Source organism: Geobacillus sp. PLS 41 (assembly GCF_056494105.1).
Genome location: NZ_CM151395.1, coordinates 2,867,405 through 2,889,957, shown reverse-complemented (window position 1 = coordinate 2,889,957; position 22,553 = coordinate 2,867,405). Strand labels below are relative to the sequence as shown.

Here is a 22,553-nt window from a genome sequence, read left to right as displayed (position 1 = left end):
ACAAACGGAAAAAGAATTGTTAATATACTATCTTGTGTGAACTCTATACGGAGGTGCGTACTGACTATGGCAGTAAAAATTCGTTTAAAACGCATGGGGACAAAGAAAAAACCATTCTATCGCATCGTGGTAGCTGATTCGCGCTCGCCGCGCGACGGTCGTTTTATCGAAACGATCGGCACGTACGATCCGGTCGCTGAGCCGGCGCAAGTGAAAATCGATGAGGAATTGGCGCTCAAATGGCTGCAAAACGGCGCCAAACCATCGGATACGGTGCGCAGCTTGCTGTCGAAGCAAGGCATTTTAGAGAAGTTCCATAACTTGAAATACGGCAAATAAGCGAGATGCACATGAAGCCGCTCATTGAAACGATCGTCAAGGCGCTTGTCGATCATCCGGAGGCGGTGGCGGTTGAACGCCGCGAAGAAGAGACGGCCGTCATCTATGAGCTGTCCGTGCATGAAGACGACACTGGCAAAGTGATCGGCAAACAAGGGCGGACGATCCAGGCGATTCGCACGGTCGTTGCCGCCGCCGCGGCCGGATCGCCAAAGCGGGTTGTTGTGCAAGTGAAAGACAAAGGGTGAGGATGTTCCTCTCCCTTTTTTGATATGATGCCAAAGGGCGCAAAAATGGCCCGGGTGCCGTTCATTCCGTGTCAAAAGGGGGAAGAGGATGAAGCTCATTCAAACGGTTGAGGTGCGGCAAATCGTCACCGAACGGAGCAAACAAGAGCTTGCCGCCGCGTTTTTGGCGCGCAAGCAGCAGCTCGAGCGCGAGTGCGACCAGCTTCGTTTTGAACAGAAACGAATGGAGAAAAGCGGAAACTATCCGCCCGCTTTAGTGAAACAATATTTTGCCAAAGAGATCGACGAGCGGATGGAGAAAATGAAACTGCTTGAGTTTCAGCTCGAACAATTACATATGCTACCGTTAGGGAGCGAATTGAAAGAGCGGGAAGTCGAGGCGCTCGTTGAGGTGAACGTCGGCGACCGTTGGGAAGAGGTGACAAAAACGCGCGCCATCATCATTGAAGACGGCGTCGTCAAAGAGATTCGCTAAGAAGGGATGAAAGCGATGGAACGATGGTTTAATGTCGGAAAAATTGTCAATACGCACGGCATTCGCGGCGAAGTGCGCGTCATTTCGCGCACCGACTTTCCTGAAGAACGGTATAAAAAAGGAAACAAGCTGTACATTTTCCGCGAACGGGACACGGAACCGATTGAAGTCACGGTGAAAAGCCACCGCGTCCATAAATCGTTTGACTTGTTGTCGTTTGAAGGCTATGACAGCATCAACGATGTGGAACGGTTTAAGGGAGCGATGCTGAAGGTGCCGGAAAGCCAGCTCGGCGAACTCGCGGAAGGGGAATATTATTTCCATGAGATCATCGGCTGCACTGTCGTGACAGAAGGCGGGGAGACCATCGGCGCGGTAAAGGAAATTTTGACTCCAGGGGCGAACGACGTCTGGGTCGTCCGGCGCGAAGACGGATCGGAAGCGCTCATTCCGTACATTGACGAGGTCGTTTTGCACGTCGATCCGGATCGGAAAACGATCATCATCCGGCCGATGGAAGGGCTGCTCGAGTGATGCGGATCGATATTTTAACGTTGTTTCCCGGCATGTTTTCCGGGGTGTTGAGCGAGTCGATTTTAAAGAAGGCGCAAGAAAAAGGGGCCGTCGACATCCGCCTTATTGATTTTCGCGAGTTTGCCGACAACAAGCATAAAACGGTCGACGATTATCCGTATGGCGGCGGCGCCGGCATGGTGCTCAAGCCGCAGCCGATTTTTGACGCGGTGGAACACGTGACGGCTGGATCGCCTGGCGCCCGCATCATTTTGCTTTGCCCGCAAGGCGAGCGCTACACGCAAAAAAAGGCGGAAGAGCTGGCGAAAGAAACGCATTTGGTGCTCATTTGCGGCCATTACGAAGGGTATGACGAACGCATCCGCCAATATTTAGCAACCGATGAAATTTCGATCGGCGACTATATTTTAACAGGCGGGGAACTCGGCGCCATGGTCATTGTCGACAGCGTCGTCCGTCTTCTCCCCGGGGTGCTCGGCAATGAGGCGTCGCCGGTCGATGACTCGTTCAGCTCCGGGCTGCTTGAGTATCCGCAATACACAAGACCGGCCGATTTCCGCGGCATGAAAGTGCCGGATATTCTGCTTTCTGGCAACCATCAGCTCATCGCCGAGTGGCGCGAGAAGGAATCGCTCCGGCGCACGTTTTTGCGCCGTCCGGACTTGCTCGATGAATATCCGCTTACAGACAAGCAAAAGCAATGGCTGAAAGAGTGGGAAAAGGAGCGCGAATAGCTATTGCCTGAGTCAACAGTTTATGCTATCATGTCTTTTGTGTGACCTTAAGCGATTGGCTTGAGGATGGAAAACGATGTTCCGCTGCAATGAAGAGATCATTGGCATGAACATCTGTGGAAGGAGTGGATCATGATGCATCATTTAATCCAAGAGATTACGAAAGAACAACTGCGGACGGATTTGCCGGATTTCCGCCCGGGCGACACGGTGCGCGTTCATGTGAAAGTCGTCGAAGGCAACCGCGAACGCATCCAAGTGTTTGAAGGTGTCGTCATTAAACGGCGCGGAGCGGGCATCAGCGAAACGTTCACGGTCCGCAAAGTGTCCTATGGCGTCGGCGTTGAGCGCACATTCCCGGTGCATACGCCGAAAATCGCCAAGCTGGAAGTCATCCGCCGCGGGAAAGTCCGCCGCGCGAAATTGTACTACTTGCGCGAACTTCGCGGCAAAGCGGCGCGCATCAAGGAAAATACGAACGCAGCGCAATAATGGACAACGGTGGATCACAGCGGAAAAGGAGCTTGCTTTCAAGCTCCTTTTTTCACTACCGCCAATGATGATTACGGTAGTGATCCACGACTGCAAACTTTGATTTAGGTGGGTGGACAATGGAACAGAAAAAAAGCGAATGGCGTGAATGGATGAAAGCGATCGTCGTTGCCGTCTTGCTCGCCGGGGGCATCCGCTACTTTATTTTCGCTCCGATCATCGTCGACGGTTATTCGATGATGCCGACATTACATAACCATGAGCGGATGATCGTCAATAAACTGGCGTATAAAATCGGCATGCCGCACCGTTTCGATATCATTGTTTTTCACGCCGAAGAAGGGAGAGACTATATTAAGCGAGTCATCGGCCTGCCGGGCGACCGAATTGAATACAAAAATGATACGCTCTATATCAATGGCAAGCCGTATGAAGAGCCGTATTTGGACGAGTATAAAAAGCAGTTGTCCGACGGCGGTCCACTGACGGAATCGTTCACTTTGGAGGAACTGACCGGGCGAAGCACGGTGCCGCCGGGGCATTTGTTTGTCATGGGCGACAATCGCCGTTTCAGCAAAGACAGCCGCCATATCGGCTTCATTCCGATGTCCAAAGTCGTTGGCAAGGCGAATCTTGTGTATTGGCCGTTGGCTGACGCCCGGATTGTGAAATAAACGAGGCAGGTGATGCCAATGACAGTGATTCAATGGTTCCCCGGCCATATGGCGAAGGCCAAGCGGGAAGTGCAAGAAAAATTAAAGTTGATCGACGTAGCGTTTGAGCTGCTTGACGCCCGTGTGCCGATGTCCTCGCGCAACCCGATGATCGACGAGATTCTCGGACAAAAGCCGCGCCTCATTTTGCTCAATAAGGCTGATATGGCCGATGAGGCGGTGACCGAACAGTGGATCCGCTATTTCCACGATCAAGGGCGGCTGGCTTTGCCCATCGATGCTCAAAGCGGAACAGGAGTCCGGCAAATCGCGGCGGCAGCGAAAGAGATGGTGAAAGACAAATTCGAGAAAATGCGGGCGAAAGGGATTAAAAACCCGCGCCCGGTTCGGGCGCTCATCGTCGGCATCCCGAACGTCGGCAAGTCGACGCTGATCAACCGGCTCGCCGGCCGCCATATCGCGAAAACCGGCGACAAGCCGGGGGTGACAAAAGCGCAGCAATGGATCAAAGTGGGCAAAGAAATGGAGCTGCTTGATACCCCAGGCATCCTATGGCCGAAATTTGAGGATGAGGACGTGGGCTACAAGTTGGCGGTGACCGGCGCCATTAAGGACGAAATTTTAAACTTGCAGGATGTCGCCGTCTATGCGCTCCGCTTTTTGTCGACTCACTATCCCAACCGGCTTGCGGAGCGCTACGGCCTTGATGACATTCCTGATGACATCGTCGCCTTGTTTGACACCATCGGAAGGCGGCGCGGCTGCTTGACGTCAGGCGGCGCTGTTGACTACGATAAAGTGGCTGACATCGTTTTGTATGACATCCGCACGGAAAAATTAGGCCGCTTAAGCTTTGAAACGCCCGCTTCACGGACGTAGCGCGTCCGGCGGGCGTTTTTTGCCGGCGGTGCTTTACGGTCGGCCAAACAGAGCCGATAGTAATAAGTAGAAGAGGGAGAGGAGCATGAAGCGGTATACGGTGAAAGACATTGAAGCGCTGCTTCCGAAGCTTGGCGCGGACGACCCGCGCTGGGAGATGCTGCGGCAGGATGAGCGAAAAAGCGTGCAGGCGCTTCTTGCCCGTTTTGAAAGGCAGAAAGCGCGCCGGCACGCCATCGAGCAGCGGTGGGAAGAACTAATGCGTTATGAGAGGGAACTATACGCCGCTGGCGTTAGACGGATCGCCGGCATTGATGAGGCCGGGCGCGGCCCGCTGGCCGGCCCGGTCGTCGCCGCCGCGGTCATCTTGCCGAAAGACGCCTATTTGCCGGGGCTTGACGACTCGAAGCGGCTGACGCCGGAAAAGCGCGAGGCATTATTTGCGCAAATTGAAGCGTGCGCCGTCGCCATCGGCATCGGCATCGTCAGCGCGGCGGAGATCGATGAAAGGAATATTTACGAAGCGACAAGGCAAGCGATGGCGAAAGCGGTGAACGCCCTTTCCCCGCCGCCTGAACATTTGCTTGTTGATGCGATGGCGGTGCCGTGCCCACTGCCGCAACAGCGCCTCATAAAAGGAGACGCCAACAGCGCTTCAATCGCCGCTGCGTCGGTCATCGCCAAAGTGACGCGCGACCGGTGGATGAAAGAACTGGATCGCCGCTATCCACAATACGGGTTCGCGCGCCATATGGGCTACGGAACGCCGGAACATTTCGAGGCGATCCGCCGCTACGGCGTTACGCCTGAGCACCGTCGTTCGTTCGCACCGGTGAGGGAGGTGCTGAAGGCGAGCGAGCAGCTCTAGAAGAAGGGATGGGACGAAATGGTCGAGCGCATGGAGCGGACAATGCCAACGACCGCTGTCCGCGACGCGACATCCAGCCGGCGGTTTCAGCCGGGGCAGGCCGTCGTCGGCCGAGTGGAGCGGGTCGAGGAGATGGAAACCGGGGAGCGGGCGGCGCTCGTCCGCGCTGGCGGACAGCTTGTGCGCGCCCGTTTGGAGGCGCCGCTTGCCGTCGGACGTTTGTATTTGTTTGAAATTCACGAACGACAAGGAACAATTTATTGGAAAGCCATTCCCCTTTCCGAACCGGCGTCTGCTCCGTCAGGTGAAGAGGCGGTGCGCCGGTGGCAAAAAGCGTGGAAACTGCCGGATGCGGCGCTGCCGGTGCTCCGCCAAGCGCTGAAAGCTGGCGCGGCTGCAACGAAAGAGGAAATTGCCGCACTGACTGAAGCGGTGAAAGAGACCGGCCAGCCGGACGCGGCCGAAGACGTGCTCGCCCATTTGTTTCGCCGCCGGCTGCCGTTCTCTTCAGCCGTGTTTCGCGCGCTATGGGCAGCCAAAACCGGGGTGCCGCTCGCTGAGGGTTTGGGGAAACTGAAAGCGGCCATTGCCGCCCTTTCCGCCCATCCGGCGGCGCTTAAGCTCATCCGGGCGATGGAGAAGTTTCTTTCACCGCCGCTGTCCGCTTACGAGGCGGCCGTGCGTTTGTTGCTGTCAGGGGAGGAAGAGGCCGAAACGGCCCGCGCGCTTCTTGCCCGCCTTGGGCTCGCCCCGTTGCCGGAGGACCGCCGCTTGGCGCTTCGGGAGGCGGTGCAATGCCGCCGGTTTGCCGATATCATTCGGCAGCTCGGCTTGACGGACGAGGAGGCGTTTTTGGAACGGTGGGCCGCTCTCGATGCTGCCTATCAAAGCGGAGCGCTGCCCGCCGCGGAAGCGAAGTTGTGGGCGGCCGCTCGAGCGACGAGAGATCCGGCGCTGTCGCTGTTTTGCTGGCTGAGGCGAGCGGCCGTGCGGCTTGGGCTTGAGGACGAGGCGGCGCTCGTCCGTGTCGGGAAAATCGAGGATTTGCCTTCCGCCCCGTCGTTGAAACGGCTGCTTCTTCGCTTTCTTCATGAATCGGGGAGCGAAGGGGCCAAGAGGGCGGCCGAAGCGATTCTCGACCAGCTCGATGGCATGGCCATCGCTGCTGGCGGCGATGGGCTCATTGAGCACGTATGGATTTCGTTTCCATTGCCGCTTGGCGGCCGCAGCAGCGATTTTGCTGTGTGCTGGCAAGGAAGGAGGAAACAAGGCGGGCCGCTTGATGCCGATTACAACCGCATTGTTTGTTGCCTGACGCTTGAAGAGCTGGGAGAGGTGATCGTTGATATGCGCGTGCAACGACGGATCGTCCACATCTCCATTTTTCACGATGATCCGCGGTTGGCGGTTGCTGCCGCTCGGATGGCTCCGCTTGTCAAAGAGCGGTTTCAGGCGCACGGCTATGCGCTTTCAGGCATTGATGTAAAGGCAACGCGTTCCGCCCCTCCTCCGCCTTCCGTTTTTCTGTTTGCCGACAGTTGCAGCGAGGTGGATTGCCAAGCATGAACGAGGAGCGGAAAAAAGCAGTCGCCTTGTCTTACGATGCGGCACTTGACGCAGCTCCGATCGTCAAGGCGAAAGGGGTTGGCAAGGTCGCCGAAGCGATCATCGCCGCCGCCCGGCAGCACGGCGTGCCGATTCGCCAAGATCCGACGCTTGTTGAGCTACTGGGGAAAGTGGAGATCAACGAAATGATCCCGGAGGAGCTGTACGCCTTAGTGGCTGAATTGTTCGTGTTTTTGTATCAGCTTGATCAGGAAGCGAAAGGAGAAAGAGCGGGGAAGGGATAATTTTCCTATTCCCCGCTTTCTTAATTTTGCGGCGAAACGGTGGACAAGCGCGAAATGTTAGGTATAAAATGAAAGCGCTAAGACTTTTTTGATTTTATACATAGGAGGTTGGCGCATGAACATTCATGAATACCAAGCAAAAGAAATTTTGCGAAGCTATGGTGTGAGCGTGCCGAACGGCCGCGTCGCGTTCACGGTGGATGAAGCGGTCGAAGCGGCGAAAGAGCTCGGCGCGCCGGTGTGTGTCGTCAAAGCGCAAATTCATGCCGGCGGGCGCGGCAAAGCGGGCGGGGTGAAAGTGGCAAAAAGCCTCGAGGAAGTCCGTACATACGCCAGCGAATTGCTCGGCAAAGTGCTCGTCACCCATCAAACCGGCCCGGAAGGAAAAGAAGTGAAACGGCTGTTGATTGAAGAAGGGTGCGACATCCAAAAAGAATACTACATCGGCCTTGTCGTCGACCGCGCCACCTCGCGCGTCGTGTTAATGGGGTCGGAAGAAGGCGGAACGGAAATCGAAGAAGTGGCGGCGAAAACGCCGGAGAAAATTTTTAAAGAATACATCGATCCAGCCGTCGGGCTCCAAGCGTTCCAAGCGCGCCGATTGGCTTTCAACATCAACATTCCGAAGCATCTCGTCAACCAAGCGGTCAAATTTATGATGGGCTTGTACCAAGTGTTTGTCGATAAAGACTGCTCGATCGCCGAAATCAACCCGCTTGTCGTCACCGGCGACGGCAAAGTGATGGCGCTTGATGCGAAGCTGAATTTCGATTCAAACGCCTTATACCGCCATCCGGACATCCTTGAATACCGCGACTTGGATGAAGAAGACCCGAAAGAAGTCGAAGCGTCGAAATACGACTTGAACTACATCGCTCTTGACGGCAACATCGGCTGCATGGTCAACGGCGCCGGCTTGGCGATGGCGACAATGGACATCATCAAATATTACGGAGGCGAGCCGGCCAACTTCCTCGATGTCGGCGGCGGCGCCAGCGAGGAAAAAGTAAGGGAAGCGTTCAAAATCATTTTGTCCGACCCGAACGTCAAAGGCATTTTCGTCAACATTTTCGGCGGCATTATGAAATGCGATGTCATCGCGAGCGGCATCGTCGCGGCGACGAAGCAAGTCGGTTTGACGCTTCCGCTTGTCGTCCGGCTTGAAGGAACGAACGTTGAGCTTGGGAAAAAGATTTTGCAAGAGTCAGGCTTAAACATTATTGCGGCCGAATCGATGGCGGACGGAGCACAAAAAATCGTCGAGCTAGTACGTTAAGAAAGCGAGGGAGACACGTGAGCGTTTTTGTCAATAAAGACACGAAAGTGATCGTGCAAGGGATTACCGGTTCGCAAGGGCTGTTCCATACAAAGCAGATGATCGAGTACGGGACGAACATCGTCGGCGGCGTCACGCCGGGCAAAGGCGGCACGGAAGTCGAAGGCGTGCCGGTGTTTGACACTGTTTCGGAAGCGGTCGAAAGAACGGGAGCGAACGCCTCGGTCATTTACGTTCCGCCGGCCTTCGCTGCGGATGCCATCATGGAAGCGGTCGACGCGGGACTCGACCTTGTCGTTTGCATCACCGAAGGCATTCCGGTGCTTGATATGGTGAAAGTGAAACGGTACATGGAGGGCAAAAAGACGCGCCTCATCGGCCCGAACTGCCCGGGCGTCATTACGCCGGAAGAGTGCAAAATCGGCATTATGCCGGGCTATATCCATAAAAAAGGACATGTCGGCATTGTTTCCCGTTCCGGCACGCTGACGTACGAAGCCGTTCACCAACTGACGCAAGCCGGCATCGGCCAGTCGACGGCGGTCGGCATCGGCGGCGACCCGGTCAACGGCACAAACTTCATCGATGTGTTGAAGGCGTTTAATGAAGACGAAGAAACGTACGCGGTCATTATGATCGGCGAAATCGGCGGCACGGCGGAAGAAGAAGCGGCCGAATGGGTGAAAGCGAACATGACGAAACCGGTCGTCGGCTTTATCGGCGGGCAAACGGCGCCTCCGGGCAAACGGATGGGCCATGCCGGCGCGATCATTTCCGGCGGCAAAGGCACGGCCGCAGAGAAAATCAAAAAAATGACCGAATGCGGCATTAAAGTGGCGGAAACGCCGGCCGTCATCGGCGAAACGCTCATTTCTGTGCTGAAAGAACGCGGCTTGTACGAAAAATGCAAAACGCACTAATGGTTTGGCCCCGCACGTCCTCGTGCGGGGTGTTGCATATCATGCTATAGATGCAATTTGAAGCTTTACCATTTGCCGCTTTTACAGAGCAATTGGATCGACTGTCGGGCGACCGAACAACGCTGCTTAAAGACCCATGTATGGGTCTGTGAAGCGGGTGGCTGTTCGGTCTTCCGTCACGCCAAGGCGTGACGAGGAAGCCTGCGGCTTGCCTCCGACAGTCGAAAAAATAGACAGGCGGCTTTTCCGTCAAGGATATGTTAAACGTTTTCGTTGCACCTATAGATCCATGTTGAAGGTGAAAAAAGAAAGGGGAGCAGTATGTACGATACGGTCCGCGACCGACTTATCCATCTCCATCATTGCCGCGGGGCGGGATGGAAGACGATTCATTCCTTGCTTAAGGCTGATCCGACGCTCACCGCTCCATTTTCTCTGCCTCCTCATGATCTCCGCCCGCTCGTTCCGCTTTCCGACGCTCAATGGACCGCTTTTTTTCATGATTTGCATTCCATCGATGTGCAACGTGTGATAAAAACATATAAGGGCCGGTGCATTCGTGTGATCACTGTATTTGATTCCGACTACCCACCGCTGCTTAAATATATATACGCCCCGCCGTGGGTGCTGTATGCAAAGGGGGACTCCGCTTTGCTTCAGGAGCGGAAACTGATCAGCATCGTTGGCACGAGGCGGCCGACGAAGGAAGGAATCGAAGCGTTGAACAAATTGGTGCCGCCGCTTGTTGCCGCCGGCTTTACGATCGTCAGCGGGCTCGCGTTTGGGATTGACGTGTGCGCCCACCAACTCGCCGTCCAGCATGGCGGGTCGACGATCGCCGTCATCGCCGGTGGGCTGGACCACATTTATCCGAAAGAACATCGACCGTTCGCCACCCGGCTGATGAACGAACAGTTGGTCATCGCTGAGCATCCGCCGGCAACGCGCCCACAGGCATGGCAGTTTCCCGCGCGCAATCGCATCATCAGCGGGCTGTCGCTCGGCACGCTTGTCGTGCAGGCGAAGCGAAAAAGCGGTTCGCTCATTACCGCCGCGTATGCGCTTGAGCAAGGGCGGGAAGTGTTCGCCGTCCCCGGCCCGATCGGTTTGGCGGAATCCGCCGGGCCGAATACGCTCATTCAGCACGGGGCAAAACTAGTGCAAGAAGCGGCGGACATTTTGGATGAATTCCCGTACGTGTAATGCACATGTTTGACAAATGCGGCAATAATCATTAATAATAATGAAGATTTCAATTTACCTCCTAGGGGTGGAAGATGGATGTCAGACTACTTAGTTATCGTCGAATCGCCAACGAAAGCGAAGACGATCGAACGATACTTGGGAAAAAAATATACAGTCAAAGCGTCGATGGGCCACGTCCGCGATTTGCCAAAAAGCCAAATGGGCGTTGATATAGACCACGGCTACGAGCCGAAATACATTACGATCCGCGGCAAAGGCCAGGTGATCAAAGAGTTGAAAACGGCGGCGAAAAAAGCGAAAAAAGTGTTTCTTGCCGCCGACCCCGATCGCGAAGGAGAGGCGATCGCCTGGCATTTGGCCCACATGCTCGATCTGGACATTCACTCTGATTGCCGCGTTGTCTTTCATGAGATCACGAAGGATGCTATTCAGCAATCGTTTCAGCAGCCGCGCGCGATCAATATGAATCTTGTTGACGCCCAGCAGGCGCGGCGCGTGCTCGACCGCCTCGTCGGCTATAACATCAGCCCGCTCTTATGGAAAAAGGTGAAAAAAGGATTAAGCGCCGGCCGCGTCCAATCGGTGGCGCTGCGCCTCATCATCGATCGGGAACGAGAAATTCGCGAGTTTCAGCCGGAAGAATATTGGACGATTCAAGCGACGTTTCAAAAAGAAGGAGAGACGTTTGCCGCCTCGTTTTACAGTATTGACGGACAAAAGCGCGATTTAAAGACGGAGGCGGATGTGAAAGCCGTGCTGGACCGCTTAAACGGAACGGCATTTGCGGTGAAAACGGTGACAAAACGAGAGCGCAAGCGCAGCCCCGTGCCGCCGTTTACGACGTCGTCGCTTCAGCAGGAAGCGGCGCGCAAACTGAATTTCCGGACGAAAAAGACGATGATGATCGCCCAGCAGCTGTACGAAGGAATCGATCTTGGCAGCGAAGGGACGGTCGGTTTGATCACGTATATGCGCACCGATTCAACGCGCGTCGCCGAGACGGCGCAGCAAGAGGCGGCGGCATATATCGAGGCGACGTTCGGCGCTATGTATGTCAACCAGGAAAAGCGGAAAGAGAAGAAAAGCACGAACGCCCAAGACGCCCACGAAGCGATTCGCCCGACATCGGCATTTCGCGATCCGGACAAAGTGAAACCGTATTTGACGCGCGACCAGTTTCGGTTGTATAAACTCATTTGGGAACGGTTCATCGCCAGTCAAATGGCGGCCGCCGTGCTTGACACCATGAGCGTCGAGTTGGAAAACAACGGTGTCGTGTTCCGCGCCAGCGGCTCGAAGGTGAAATTTCCAGGGTTTATGAAAGTGTATATTGAAGGAACGGACGATCAAACGGAAGAGCAGGACCGTATCCTCCCGGATTTGGAAGAAGAGGAAACGGTTGAGAGCGAAACGATCGAATCGAAGCAGCACTTTACTCAGCCGCCGCCGCGCTACACGGAAGCCCGCCTCGTCAAAACGTTGGAGGAACTCGGCATCGGCCGCCCGTCGACGTATGCCCCGACGCTTGATACGATCCAAAAACGCAACTATGTCGTCCTTGAGAACAAGCGGTTTGTCCCGACCGAGCTCGGCGAAATCGTTGTAGAGCTGATGCTCGAATTTTTCCCGGAAATTATCGATGTCGAGTTTACGGCGAAAATGGAAAAAGAATTGGACGAAATTGAAGAAGGGAAAGTGGAATGGATCAAAGTCGTCGACGAGTTTTACCGCGAATTTGAAAAACGGTTGAAAGTGGCGGAAAAAGAAATGCGCGCAGTTGAGATTAAGGATGAGCCGGCCGGCATTGACTGCGAGGTGTGCGGCAGTCCGATGGTGTACAAAATGGGCCGTTTCGGCAAGTTTATCGCCTGCTCGAATTTTCCGGAATGCCGCCATACGAAGCCGATTGTCAAAGAAATCGGCGTCAAGTGCCCGAAATGCCGCGAGGGCAACATCGTCGAGCGCAGCACGAAAAGAAAGCGGGTGTTTTACGGCTGCGACCGTTTCCCGGATTGCGACTTCGTCTCGTGGGATAAACCGCTCGCCCGCCCGTGTCCGAAATGCGCGGGGCTGCTTGTGGAGAAAGTGCTGAAAAAAGGTGTGCAAGTGCAATGCACGGCGTGCGACTATGAAGAGCGGCTAGAAGCTTGAATAGGCATCGGATACAATTCAGAATTTTATAAAAAAACAGTTGCATTCATGCGGATGAATATGGTACGATGTAGTAGCCGTTGCGGGGTGAGGCGATGGAGAATTCGAAACTTGCGTTACAATTATTCATGGAATATTTACAAATCGAGAAAAATTATTCACAATATACTATTGTGTGTTACCGGCGTGACATTGAGCAGTTTTTCCGGTTTATGGATGAGGAAGGAATCGGCGCGCTCAATGAAGTGTCCTACAGCGACGTTCGTTTATATTTGACGAAACTATACGAGCAACAGTTGGCCAGCCGTTCGGTCGCCCGCAAAATTTCGAGTCTGCGCAGCTTTTACAAGTTTTTGTTGCGCGAAGGGCGGGCGGCCGAAAACCCGTTTGCGCTCGCGACACTGCCGAAAAAAGAGCAAAAAATTCCTAATTTTTTATACCCAAAAGAATTAGAAGCATTGTTTCTTGTCAATGATGAAAATACGGCCCTAGGCCAGCGCAATGCGGCGCTGCTTGAGTTGTTGTACGCGACTGGCGCTCGGGTTAGTGAATGTTGTCACATACAGCTGTCTGATGTCGATTTTGTTGCGGAAACCGTGCTCATTCACGGCAAAGGAAACAAGCAGCGCTACGTTCCGTTCGGCCGTCCGGCCCGCGAAGCGCTTGAACGGTATATCCATAGGGGCCGACGCGAACTGACAAGAAAGCTGCCGGCGGACCACCGCTATTTATTTGTCAACGCCCGAGGCAATCCGCTCACGCCTCGGGGAGTGCGCCATATTTTGGATCGGATTGTCGAAGCCGCTGCGCTGACGCAAAACATCAGCCCGCACGTGCTTCGGCATACGTTTGCGACTCATTTGCTCAACGAAGGGGCCGATCTCCGTTCAGTGCAGGAACTGCTCGGTCATGCGCATTTGTCATCGACGCAAGTGTATACACATGTAACGAAAGACCGGCTGCGGCATATTTATTTGCAGGCGCATCCGCGGGCGTAACCCGCCGGCAAGGAGGGGAAATGATGGGAGCCTTTCATGCGACGACAATTTTTGCCATCCGCCATAACGGCGCATCCGCCATGGCTGGAGACGGCCAAGTGACGTTCGGCAATGCGGTCGTCATGAAGCATACAGCGAAAAAAGTGCGGCGGCTGTTCCAAGGAAACGTGCTCGCCGGTTTTGCCGGCTCCGTCGCTGACGCGTTTACGCTGTTTGAAATGTTTGAAGGCAAGCTCGAACAATGGAATGGCAACTTGCCGCGCGCGGCGGTTGAGCTGGCGAAAGAGTGGCGGAGCGATAAAGTGTTGCGCCGCCTCGAGGCGATGCTCATTGTTATGGACAAACAGCATTTGTTGCTTGTCTCCGGCACGGGCGAAGTGATTGAGCCGGATGATGGCATGCTTGCCATCGGCTCGGGCGGTCAGTATGCGTTGGCTGCTGGGCGTGCGTTGAAGAAGTACGCCGGCGGCTCGATGACCGCGAAAGAGATTGCCAAGGCGGCGCTCGAGATCGCTGCTGACATTTGCGTTTATACGAACGGCCATATTATTGTCGAAGAGCTGTAAAAAGGAGGAGGCCGATGATGGCGGAAACGTTGACTCCACGGCAGATTGTCGAAAAGCTCGATCAGTTCATCGTCGGGCAAAAAGAGGCAAAAAAGGCGGTGGCGATCGCGCTTCGCAACCGGTACCGCCGCAGTTTGCTCGATGAAAAATTGCGCGATGAAGTGATGCCGAAAAACATTTTAATGATCGGCCCGACCGGGGTCGGGAAGACCGAGATCGCCCGCCGGCTCGCCAAACTCGTCGGCGCCCCGTTCATCAAAGTCGAAGCGACGAAATTCACCGAAGTCGGTTATGTCGGGCGCGACGTCGAATCGATGGTGCGCGATTTGGTGGAAACGTCAGTTAGGCTCGTGAAAGAACGAAAAATGAACGAAGTGAAAGACAGGGCTGAACAGCAGGCGAACAAGCGGCTTGTTGAACTGCTTGTTCCGGGCAAGCCAAAGCAGACAATCAAAAATCCGCTTGAGCTGCTGTTTGGCGGCCAAGGAGCCCAAGCGGACAACAGCTACAGCCATGAGGATGAACAGGTGGAACAAAAGCGGCGCCAAGTTGCTTGGCAGTTGGCAAACGGGCAGTTGGAGAACGAGATGGTGACGATTGAAATCGAGGAACAGACGCCGTTATGGTTTGACTTTTTGCAAGGGGCAGGCATTGAGCAGATGGGGATGAACATGCAGGACGCCTTGAGCAGCCTCATGCCGAAGCGGCGCAAAAAGCGGCGTCTCAAAGTGAGTGAAGCGCGCAAAGTGCTCATCAACGAGGAAGCGCAAAAGCTGATCGACATGGATGAAGTGACGCAAGAGGCCGTCCGCCTGGCTGAACAGTCCGGCATCATTTTTATCGATGAAATCGACAAAATCGCCCGCAGCGGAGCGGTGTCCGGCTCGGCCGACGTCTCGCGCGAAGGGGTGCAGCGCGACATTTTGCCAATTGTCGAAGGGTCGACCGTCATGACGAAGTACGGACCGGTGAAAACAGACCATATTTTATTCATCGCCGCCGGCGCGTTCCATATGGCGAAACCGTCGGATTTGATCCCTGAGCTGCAAGGCCGTTTCCCGATCCGCGTCGAACTTGCGAAACTTTCGGTCGACGATTTCGTAAGAATATTAGTCGAGCCGAATAACGCGCTCATTAAACAATATCAAGCTCTTTTGGCAACAGAAGGTATAAGTCTTGAATTTTCTGACGATGCTATTCGTAAGATTGCCGAGGTGGCGTTTGAAGTAAACCAGACGACCGACAACATCGGTGCGCGCCGGTTGCACACGATTTTGGAAAAACTGCTGGAAGACTTGCTGTTTGAGGCGCCGGACATCGGAATCGACAAGGTCGTCATCACACCGCAATATGTCGAGCAAAAACTCGGCAGCATCGTCAAAAACAAAGATTTAAGCGAGTTTATTTTATGAGGAGGAGATGAAATCAATGAACTTGCTAGAGAAAACGCGGAAAATCAACGCCATGTTGCAAAAGGCGGCCGGGCGGCCGGTCAATTTTAAAGAAATGGCAGAAACGCTTTGCGAAGTGATTGAAGCCAATGTGTTTGTCGTCAGCCGCCGCGGCAAACTGCTTGGATTCGCCATTAAACAATCGATTGAAAACGAACGGATGAAGCGAATGCTGGAGGAGCGCCAGTTTCCGGAAGAATACACGAAAAACTTGTTCAACATTACGGAAACGTCTCCTAATATTGATATTAATAGCGAATATACGGCGTTTCCAGTGGAAAATCGTGACTTGTTCAAAACCGGCTTGACGACGATTGTTCCGATCAACGGCGGAGGCGAGCGGCTCGGCACGCTCATTTTATCGCGCCTTGACCGCGAGTTTGACAATGACGATCTCATTTTGGCTGAATACGGTGCGACGGTCGTCGGCATGGAAATTCTGCGTGAAAAGGCGGAAGAAATTGAAGAGGAAGCGCGCAGCAAGGCGGTCGTGCAAATGGCGATCAGCTCCCTTTCTTACAGCGAGCTTGAGGCGATCGAACACATTTTTGAGGAGCTTGACGGAACGGAAGGACTGCTTGTCGCGAGCAAAATCGCCGACCGCGTCGGCATCACCCGCTCGGTCATTGTCAATGCTCTGCGCAAACTAGAAAGCGCCGGCGTGATCGAATCGCGTTCACTCGGCATGAAAGGAACGTACATTAAAGTATTGAACGACAAGTTTTTAAGCGAACTTGAAAAATTGAAATCGAGCTGAACGGCGCAGCCGCCTAAGCCCGCTGGGTATTTTGGCCCGGCGGGTTTTTTGTTTTGACAAACATCCTTGGCATCGTTTTTCTGTAATGGCATCGTCGAAAAATAGTACCAAGTTCCGTCTATACATTGGGTTTTCTTTCCCGTAAAATGAAAACTAGCAGAAATTGTCGAAAAATAGGAGAAAAGAGGGGATTCCATTGGCGCTCTTTTCAGCGACGATCGGTTGGCTTGAACAAGGGCTTCGCTACGCTGCGCTTCGCCAACAGGCGATCGCCGACAACATCGCCAACGCCGATACGCCGGGCTATAAGGCGAAAGATGTGCGCTTTCAGGCTGAATTGGAACGGGCGTTTCGGCTTGAGGCCAAACGGACGAATCCGAAGCATTTTTCGTTTCCAAACGAACAAAATGGAAAAATCATCGTGACGACGGACACAACGGTGAGTTACAATCATAATGGAAACAGTGTCGATATCGATCAGGAAATGTCAAAACTAGCAGAAAACCAAATTTATTACAATGCCTTAATCGAGCGGCTCAACGGCAAATTTACAACGTTGAAAACAGTGATTAAAGGAGGGAAATAACGGGTGTCTTTGTTTCAAAGTCTAAACATTTCGGCTTCGGCGTTGACCGCCCAACGGTTGCGCATGGACGTGATCGCCTCCAACATCGCTAACGTCGATACGACGCGCGCCCGCCTTGTCAACGGCGAATGGGAGCCGTACCGCCGCAAAATGGTCATCATTGAACCGCGCAGCGGGTCGTTTTCGGGCTATTTGCAGGCTGCGCTCGGCCGTGCCGACGCGGTGGACGGCGGAGTGCGGGTGCGCGAAATTGTCGATGATCCGGCGCCGTTTAAACTCGTCTACGACCCGAATCACCCGGATGCGGGCGCCGACGGCTATGTGCGTCTGCCAAACGTCGACCCGCTGAAAGAAATGGTGGACTTGATCGGGGCGACGCGTTCGTATGAGGCGAACGTTACGGTGTTGAATGCTTCAAAAGGAATGCTCATGAAGGCGCTCGAGATCGGGAAATAGCATGCGAGGGGGATAAACGATGATTGATGGAGCAAGCCGCATTGGGCTGACGATGTCTTCCGCCGTTTCGCCCCCAGCGAAGCCGGCTGAGGCGCAAAAGCAATTCGCCGCATTTTTCAAAGAGGCGCTCAACCGCGTGAACGAAGCGCAAATTCAAGCCGATGCGCTGACGGAAAAGCTCGTTCGCGGGGAGAACGTTCAGTTGCATGATGTGATGATCGCCGCGCAAAAAGCGAGCATCACGCTGCAGCTGACGCTGGAGATCCGCAACAAAGCGATCGAGGCGTATCAAGAAATGATGCGCATGCCATTGTAGCAGCAATGAATCGCAATACATACGGAAGCCGCCGCCATTGTTGCGCTATGGCGGCAGGTATTGGATCATCGGGGGAATTGTATGAGAAGGAAATGGAAAGAGTGGTGGAGCCGCGCTCGCGCGTTTTGGCAGGAACGGACAAAAAAACAGAAATGGCTCGTGCTCACTGCGGCAGCGGCCGTGCTTTTGGCCGTTGGCGTCGGCGTCTTTTTCGCCACAAGGACGGAAATGGTGCCCCTCTACAGCAATTTGTCGCCGCAAGAAGCGGGGCAAATTAAAGCAACGCTTGACCAGCGCGGCGTTCCGGCCGAAGTGGCGGACGGCGGGACGACGATTAAAGTGCCGAAAGAGCAAGTGGACGCGCTGAAAGTCGAGCTCGCTGCTGAAGGCATCCCGAACAGTGGAGTCATTGACTATTCATTTTTCGGCCAAAACGCGAGCTTCGGCATGACGGATAACGAGTTCAATATGGTGAAGCTGAAGGCGATGCAAACGGAGCTCGCCAACTTGATCAAGACGATCGACGGCGTCGAGGACGCCAAAGTCATGATCAACCTTCCGCAGCCGAGCGTATTCGTTTCCGATGAGAAAGGGGAAGCCTCGGCTTCGATCGTGCTGAAGACGAAGCCGGGCTATCAATTCAGCGACGAGCAAATCAAAGCGCTCTATCATCTCGTCGCCAAAAGTGTTCCGAATCTCTCTACAGATAATATCGTCATTATGAATCAGTTTTTTGAGTATTACGATTTAAAAAACGACGGCGAAAATTCGACAGGAACGACATTCGCCTCGCAGCAGCAAATCAAAAAGCAGATCGAGCGCGACATTCAACGCCAAGTGCAGCAACTGCTCGGCACGATGATGGGGCAGGATAAAGTCGTCGTTTCCGTGACGGCGGATGTCGACTTTACGCAGGAGAAACGAGAAGAAAATTTGGTTTCTCCAGTGGACGAGAAAACGAAGCAAGGTATTGCCGTCAGCGTTCAGCGCATTAAAGAGACGTACTCCGGGAGCGGTGCGCCGCCCGGAGGCGCCGCTGGAACGGGCGCGAACGAAGTGCCGGGCTACCAAAACGCAAACGGCGCAACAAACGGCAACTATGAACGAACCGAAGAGACGATCAACAATGAGGTAAACAAAATCAAAAAGCAAATCGTCGAAAGTCCATATAAAATCCGCGACCTAGGCATCCAAGTGATGGTCGAGCCGCCTGACCCTAATGATCCGAACTCGCTGCCGCCCGAGACGGTCAATGATATTCAAAAACTGCTAGGAACGATCGTTCGGACGTCAATTGACAAAAGCGAGGCGCAAACGCTCACTGATCAAGACATCAACAACCGCATCGTCGTTTCGGTGCAAAAATTCAACGGCAAGCCGACATTCACCGAATCAACGCCGGATCGGCCGGCGTGGTGGTGGTATGCGGCCGGTGCAGGAGCGCTGTTGCTCGTTGCCTTGCTGTTGTTCCTCTGGTTGCGCCGCCGCCGTGAAGACGAGGAAGAGGAAGAAGAACACTTGTTCACTCCGCCGCTTTCGACGGAGCCGGATTTGCCGGAGCCGCCGGAGACGGAGGCAGCGTTGCGCCGTCGACAGCTTGAGCGGCTGGCGAAAGAAAAGCCGGATGAGTTTGCAAAACTATTAAAAACGTGGCTATCGGAAGAGTAGGGGGAACGGCGTATGGCAAAGCGCGAACGAAAAGGCGGGCTGTCGGGCAGGCAAAAAGCAGCCATCCTGCTTATTTCCCTCGGCCCGGATGTGTCGGCCTCTGTCTATAAACATTTATCCGAGGAAGAGATCGAGAAGCTGACGCTAGAAATTTCCAACGTCCGTCAAGTGACGACGGAACAAAAAAGAGGAAGTGCTTGAAGAGTTTCGACAGCTCGCCTTGGCGCAAGATTACATTGCCCAAGGCGGCATCGCCTATGCGAAAGAAGTGCTTGAAAAAGCGCTCGGCCCGGATAAGGCGATGCAGATCATCAACCGCCTGACATCAGCGCTGATGGTGCGGCCGTTTGATTTCGCCCGCAAAGCCGACCCGATGCAGCTGTTAAACTTCATTCAAAATGAACATCCACAAACGATCGCTCTGATTCTTTCGTATTTGGAGCCGGCACAGGCAGGGCAAATTTTATCGGCGCTGCCGCAGGAAATGCAGGCGGATGTCGCCCGGCGCATCGCGCTGATGGACAGCACATCGCCGGAGATTATCAACGAAGTCGAGCAAATTTTGGAGCGGCGGCTGTCCGCGACCGTCGTGCAAGATTACACGCAAGCCGGCGGAATTGAGGCGGTCGTGGAAGTGCTGAACCAAGTCGACCGGAGCACGGAGCGGACGATTTTGGATGCCTTGGAAATTCAAGACCCGGAACTGGCTGAGGAAATTAAAAAACGGATGTTTGTCTTTGAAGATATCGTGACGCTCGATCACCGCGCCATTCAGCGCGTCATCCGCGAGGTGGACAACAACGATCTCATGTTGGCGCTGAAAGTAGCGAGCGACGAAGTGAAAAACATTATTTTCCGCAACATGTCGACAAGAATGGCCGAGACGTTCAAAGAAGAAATGGAATATATGGGGCCGGTTCGGCTGCGTGATGTCGAGGAGGCGCAATCGCGCATCGTCGCCGTGATCCGTCGTCTCGAAGAGGCCGGAGAAATCGTCATCGCGCGCGGGGGAGGAGATGATATTATTGTCTAACGTCATTAAAGCGCCGAAATTGGCGGCGCGCGCTGGGAAAAAGACGATCGTCGTGCAGCGCCATGTTTCCGATCTTCCATCGTCCGTCGACGATCGGCAACGGGAGATGGAAGCGGTCGCCGCCGCCAAGGAAGAAGCAGCCAAGCTTCGCCGCCAGGCAGAGCAATATTACGAATCGGTGCGCGAGCAGTTGGCCCGCGAAAAAGAGGAATGGCAGCGGGAGAAAGAGCGTCTCATGCAGGAAGCGCGCGCCCGCGGGTATGAAGACGGCTATGCGGCTGGGCGCGAGGAGGCTTTGAGCGAGCACCGCGCGTTGATCGAGCAAGCCCGCCGCTTGGCGGAGCGAGCGAACACCGAATTTTACGCTCGCATCGAATCGACGGCTGAGGCGATGCTGGAGGTGGCGTTAAAAGCGGCCGAACGCATTATCGGCGCCGCGCTTGAGGGCGATCGAAACGCTTTTTTGCCGCTCGTGCACCAAGCGTTGCAGGAAGTGCGCCGGCAAACGGAAGTGGCCGTTTATGTGCATCCGCACGGCTACGAAATAGTGGCAGAGCAAAAGGAGCTGTTGAAATCTCTGTTTCCGCATCGCGTTGATCTATTCATCTACCCGGACGATGCGCTTCCTGAATATGGATGTGTCGTGGAGACGCCGTTTGGGCGCATCGAGGCGAGCGTCGATGTACAGCTTGAGCGGCTGCGCGAGGCGCTCTACCGGCGATTGAAGGAGGGAGCGTTTTCTGAACTGGCAGGCGCTTCTTGATGAAATAGACGCTATCGACTTGTATAAACGGTTTGGCAAAGTGTCGCGCGTCATCGGCTTGATGATGGAATCGAAAGGACCGAAAAGCTCGATTGGCGATCTTTGTTACATCCATGAACAGAGCGGATGCCGGAAAATTCCCGCCGAAGTCGTCGGCTTTCATGAACAGCACGTCTTGCTTATGCCGTTTTCCGCCATGTCTCATATCGCTCCCGGCTGTTTTGTCGAAGCGACCGGCCGGCCGCTTGAAGTGCACGTCGGCGATGCGCTCATTGGCATGGTTCTTGATCCGCTCGGCCAACCGCTTGACGGGAGCCCGTTGCCGCCCGGGCTGAAGCCGGTGTCGGTCGAACGCGATCCGCCCAATCCGCTCGTTCGGCCGCCGATTGTCGAACCGCTTGAAGTCGGCATCCGCGTCATCGACAGCCTGCTTGCCGTCGGCAAGGGGCAACGCGTCGGCATTTTTGCCGGCTCGGGCGTCGGCAAAAGCACGCTCATGGGAATGATCGCCCGCCATACGTCGGCTGATGTGAACGTCATCGCCTTAATCGGCGAGCGTGGCCGCGAAGTGCGCGAGTTTTTAGAGCGCGACCTTGGCCCGGACGGCTTGGCCCGCTCGGTCGTCGTCGTCGCCACGTCCGACCAGCCGGCGCTGATGCGCGTCAAAGGCGCCTATACGGCAACGGCGATCGCCGAATATTTCCGCGACCAAGGGGCGGATGTTATGCTCATGATGGACTCGGTCACCCGCGTCGCTATGGCGCAACGGGAGATTGGCCTTGCCGTCGGTGAGCCGCCGACGACGAAAGGCTATACGCCATCGGTCTTCGCCCTCCTGCCAAAGCTGCTTGAACGGGCTGGAACGAACGCTTCCGGCACGATCACCGCGTTTTATACGGTGCTTGTTGACGGCGATGACATGAATGAGCCGATCGCTGATGCGGTGCGCGGCATTTTGGATGGCCATTTTGTGTTGGAACGCCAGCTGGCGAACAAAGGGCATTACCCGGCGATTAACGTGCTCAAAAGCGTCAGCCGCGTCATGCCCCACATGATCAGCGCAGAGCACCGCGAAGCGGCAAACCGGTTCCGCCGCCTTCTGTCCACTTATATCGATTCGGAGGATTTGATTCAAATCGGGGCGTACAAACGGGGGTCGTCCCAAGAAATTGATGAGGCGATCGAATTTTATCCGCAAATGATGGCGTTTTGCCGCCAAAACATCGATGAAAAAACGACGCGCGCCGAAAGCATTGATGCCCTGTTGCGCTTGTTGTCGGTTCGGTGAGAAATCGCGCGCCATTTTCAGACGA

Annotated in this window: 25 protein-coding genes and 1 pseudogene; all 26 read left to right on the top strand. The window is 54.7% G+C overall.

Features of this window, described 5'->3' with window-relative positions; translation table 11 throughout:
- Positions 1 to 66: 66 nt before the first annotated feature.
- The 26 genes and pseudogenes from rpsP to fliI all read left to right on the top strand — a co-directional run bounded on the left by rpsP (position 67) and on the right by fliI (position 22,528).
- The gene (gene rpsP / locus ACVX3G_RS14430) at positions 67 to 339 is read left to right on the top strand and encodes a 30S ribosomal protein S16 (protein ID WP_011230697.1); all 273 of its coding nucleotides are present in this window, start codon (positions 67 to 69) and stop codon (positions 337 to 339) included.
- 11 nt (positions 340 to 350) lie between these two features.
- Entirely contained in the window at positions 351 to 587 is a 237-nt protein-coding gene (locus tag ACVX3G_RS14425) for a KH domain-containing protein (RefSeq protein ID WP_011230698.1), read from the top strand.
- An 88-nt stretch (positions 588 to 675) separates the two neighbouring features.
- Positions 676 to 1,062, top strand: coding sequence for a YlqD family protein (locus ACVX3G_RS14420; RefSeq protein WP_011230699.1), 387 nt, complete (start codon positions 676 to 678; stop codon positions 1,060 to 1,062).
- Positions 1,063 to 1,077: 15 nt separating this feature from the next.
- A complete protein-coding gene (gene rimM, locus ACVX3G_RS14415; protein ID WP_015374399.1) occupies positions 1,078 to 1,596 on the top strand; it encodes a ribosome maturation factor RimM in 519 nt (172 codons plus the stop codon).
- Positions 1,596 to 2,330 carry a tRNA (guanosine(37)-N1)-methyltransferase TrmD gene (gene trmD, locus ACVX3G_RS14410; protein ID WP_011230701.1) on the top strand — a complete coding sequence of 245 codons (735 nt, stop codon included), beginning with the start codon at positions 1,596 to 1,598 and terminating at the stop codon, positions 2,328 to 2,330. The genes rimM and trmD overlap by 1 nt, the downstream gene beginning before the upstream one ends.
- 135 nt (positions 2,331 to 2,465) lie before the next feature.
- Complete coding sequence (gene rplS / locus ACVX3G_RS14405; RefSeq protein ID WP_013145772.1) at positions 2,466 to 2,822, top strand: 50S ribosomal protein L19; 357 nt, start codon at positions 2,466 to 2,468, stop codon at positions 2,820 to 2,822.
- A 119-nt stretch (positions 2,823 to 2,941) separates the two neighbouring features.
- The gene (gene lepB, locus ACVX3G_RS14400) at positions 2,942 to 3,496 is read left to right on the top strand and encodes a signal peptidase I (RefSeq protein WP_011230703.1); all 555 of its coding nucleotides are present in this window, start codon (positions 2,942 to 2,944) and stop codon (positions 3,494 to 3,496) included.
- A gap of 12 nt (positions 3,497 to 3,508) precedes the next feature.
- Positions 3,509 to 4,375 (top strand): ribosome biogenesis GTPase YlqF, encoded by an 867-nt coding sequence (gene ylqF, locus ACVX3G_RS14395; protein WP_021321697.1) that lies wholly within the window; start codon positions 3,509 to 3,511, stop codon positions 4,373 to 4,375.
- A gap of 85 nt (positions 4,376 to 4,460) precedes the next feature.
- Positions 4,461 to 5,243 (top strand): ribonuclease HII, encoded by a 783-nt coding sequence (locus tag ACVX3G_RS14390; protein WP_011230705.1) that lies wholly within the window; start codon positions 4,461 to 4,463, stop codon positions 5,241 to 5,243.
- 18 nt (positions 5,244 to 5,261) lie between these two features.
- Positions 5,262 to 6,809 (top strand): flagellar hook-length control protein FliK, encoded by a 1,548-nt coding sequence (locus tag ACVX3G_RS14385; RefSeq protein WP_025039274.1) that lies wholly within the window; start codon positions 5,262 to 5,264, stop codon positions 6,807 to 6,809.
- On the top strand, positions 6,806 to 7,093 hold the full coding sequence (locus tag ACVX3G_RS14380) for an EscU/YscU/HrcU family type III secretion system export apparatus switch protein (protein ID WP_020278183.1): 288 nt from the start codon (positions 6,806 to 6,808) through the stop codon (positions 7,091 to 7,093). The genes ACVX3G_RS14385 and ACVX3G_RS14380 overlap by 4 nt, the downstream gene beginning before the upstream one ends.
- Before the next feature lie 115 nt (positions 7,094 to 7,208).
- Positions 7,209 to 8,369, top strand: a complete 1,161-nt coding sequence (gene sucC, locus ACVX3G_RS14375; protein WP_011230708.1) for an ADP-forming succinate--CoA ligase subunit beta — start codon at positions 7,209 to 7,211, stop codon at positions 8,367 to 8,369.
- A gap of 17 nt (positions 8,370 to 8,386) precedes the next feature.
- Entirely contained in the window at positions 8,387 to 9,289 is a 903-nt protein-coding gene (gene sucD, locus ACVX3G_RS14370) for a succinate--CoA ligase subunit alpha (protein WP_011230709.1), read from the top strand.
- Between the two features lie 321 nt (positions 9,290 to 9,610).
- A complete protein-coding gene (dprA, locus tag ACVX3G_RS14365; protein WP_014195444.1) occupies positions 9,611 to 10,492 on the top strand; it encodes a DNA-processing protein DprA in 882 nt (293 codons plus the stop codon).
- Between the two features lie 78 nt (positions 10,493 to 10,570).
- Positions 10,571 to 12,646, top strand: a complete 2,076-nt coding sequence (topA, locus tag ACVX3G_RS14360; RefSeq protein ID WP_011230711.1) for a type I DNA topoisomerase — start codon at positions 10,571 to 10,573, stop codon at positions 12,644 to 12,646.
- A gap of 95 nt (positions 12,647 to 12,741) precedes the next feature.
- A complete protein-coding gene (gene xerC, locus ACVX3G_RS14355) occupies positions 12,742 to 13,644 on the top strand; it encodes a tyrosine recombinase XerC (RefSeq protein ID WP_021321701.1) in 903 nt (300 codons plus the stop codon).
- Between the two features lie 23 nt (positions 13,645 to 13,667).
- Positions 13,668 to 14,210, top strand: coding sequence for an ATP-dependent protease subunit HslV (gene hslV / locus ACVX3G_RS14350; protein WP_011230713.1), 543 nt, complete (start codon positions 13,668 to 13,670; stop codon positions 14,208 to 14,210).
- Positions 14,211 to 14,227: 17 nt separating this feature from the next.
- The gene (hslU, locus tag ACVX3G_RS14345; protein ID WP_013523393.1) at positions 14,228 to 15,622 is read left to right on the top strand and encodes an HslU--HslV peptidase ATPase subunit; all 1,395 of its coding nucleotides are present in this window, start codon (positions 14,228 to 14,230) and stop codon (positions 15,620 to 15,622) included.
- A gap of 16 nt (positions 15,623 to 15,638) precedes the next feature.
- On the top strand, positions 15,639 to 16,418 hold the full coding sequence (gene codY, locus ACVX3G_RS14340; RefSeq protein WP_011230715.1) for a GTP-sensing pleiotropic transcriptional regulator CodY: 780 nt from the start codon (positions 15,639 to 15,641) through the stop codon (positions 16,416 to 16,418).
- A gap of 196 nt (positions 16,419 to 16,614) precedes the next feature.
- Complete coding sequence (gene flgB, locus ACVX3G_RS14335) at positions 16,615 to 17,004, top strand: flagellar basal body rod protein FlgB (protein WP_011230716.1); 390 nt, start codon at positions 16,615 to 16,617, stop codon at positions 17,002 to 17,004.
- A 3-nt stretch (positions 17,005 to 17,007) separates the two neighbouring features.
- Complete coding sequence (gene flgC, locus ACVX3G_RS14330; protein WP_011230717.1) at positions 17,008 to 17,460, top strand: flagellar basal body rod protein FlgC; 453 nt, start codon at positions 17,008 to 17,010, stop codon at positions 17,458 to 17,460.
- 19 nt (positions 17,461 to 17,479) lie between these two features.
- A complete protein-coding gene (gene fliE / locus ACVX3G_RS14325) occupies positions 17,480 to 17,776 on the top strand; it encodes a flagellar hook-basal body complex protein FliE (RefSeq protein ID WP_011230718.1) in 297 nt (98 codons plus the stop codon).
- Between the two features lie 81 nt (positions 17,777 to 17,857).
- Positions 17,858 to 19,444 (top strand): flagellar basal-body MS-ring/collar protein FliF, encoded by a 1,587-nt coding sequence (fliF, locus tag ACVX3G_RS14320; RefSeq protein ID WP_011230719.1) that lies wholly within the window; start codon positions 17,858 to 17,860, stop codon positions 19,442 to 19,444.
- Positions 19,445 to 19,456: 12 nt separating this feature from the next.
- Positions 19,457 to 20,477: pseudogene (gene fliG, locus ACVX3G_RS14315) on the top strand (flagellar motor switch protein FliG).
- Entirely contained in the window at positions 20,461 to 21,240 is a 780-nt protein-coding gene (gene fliH, locus ACVX3G_RS14310; protein ID WP_020278189.1) for a flagellar assembly protein FliH, read from the top strand. The pseudogene fliG and the gene fliH overlap by 17 nt, the downstream one beginning before the upstream one ends.
- Positions 21,218 to 22,528 carry a flagellar protein export ATPase FliI gene (gene fliI / locus ACVX3G_RS14305; RefSeq protein ID WP_075261431.1) on the top strand — a complete coding sequence of 437 codons (1,311 nt, stop codon included), beginning with the start codon at positions 21,218 to 21,220 and terminating at the stop codon, positions 22,526 to 22,528. The genes fliH and fliI overlap by 23 nt, the downstream gene beginning before the upstream one ends.
- The last annotated feature ends 25 nt before the right edge of the window (positions 22,529 to 22,553 follow it).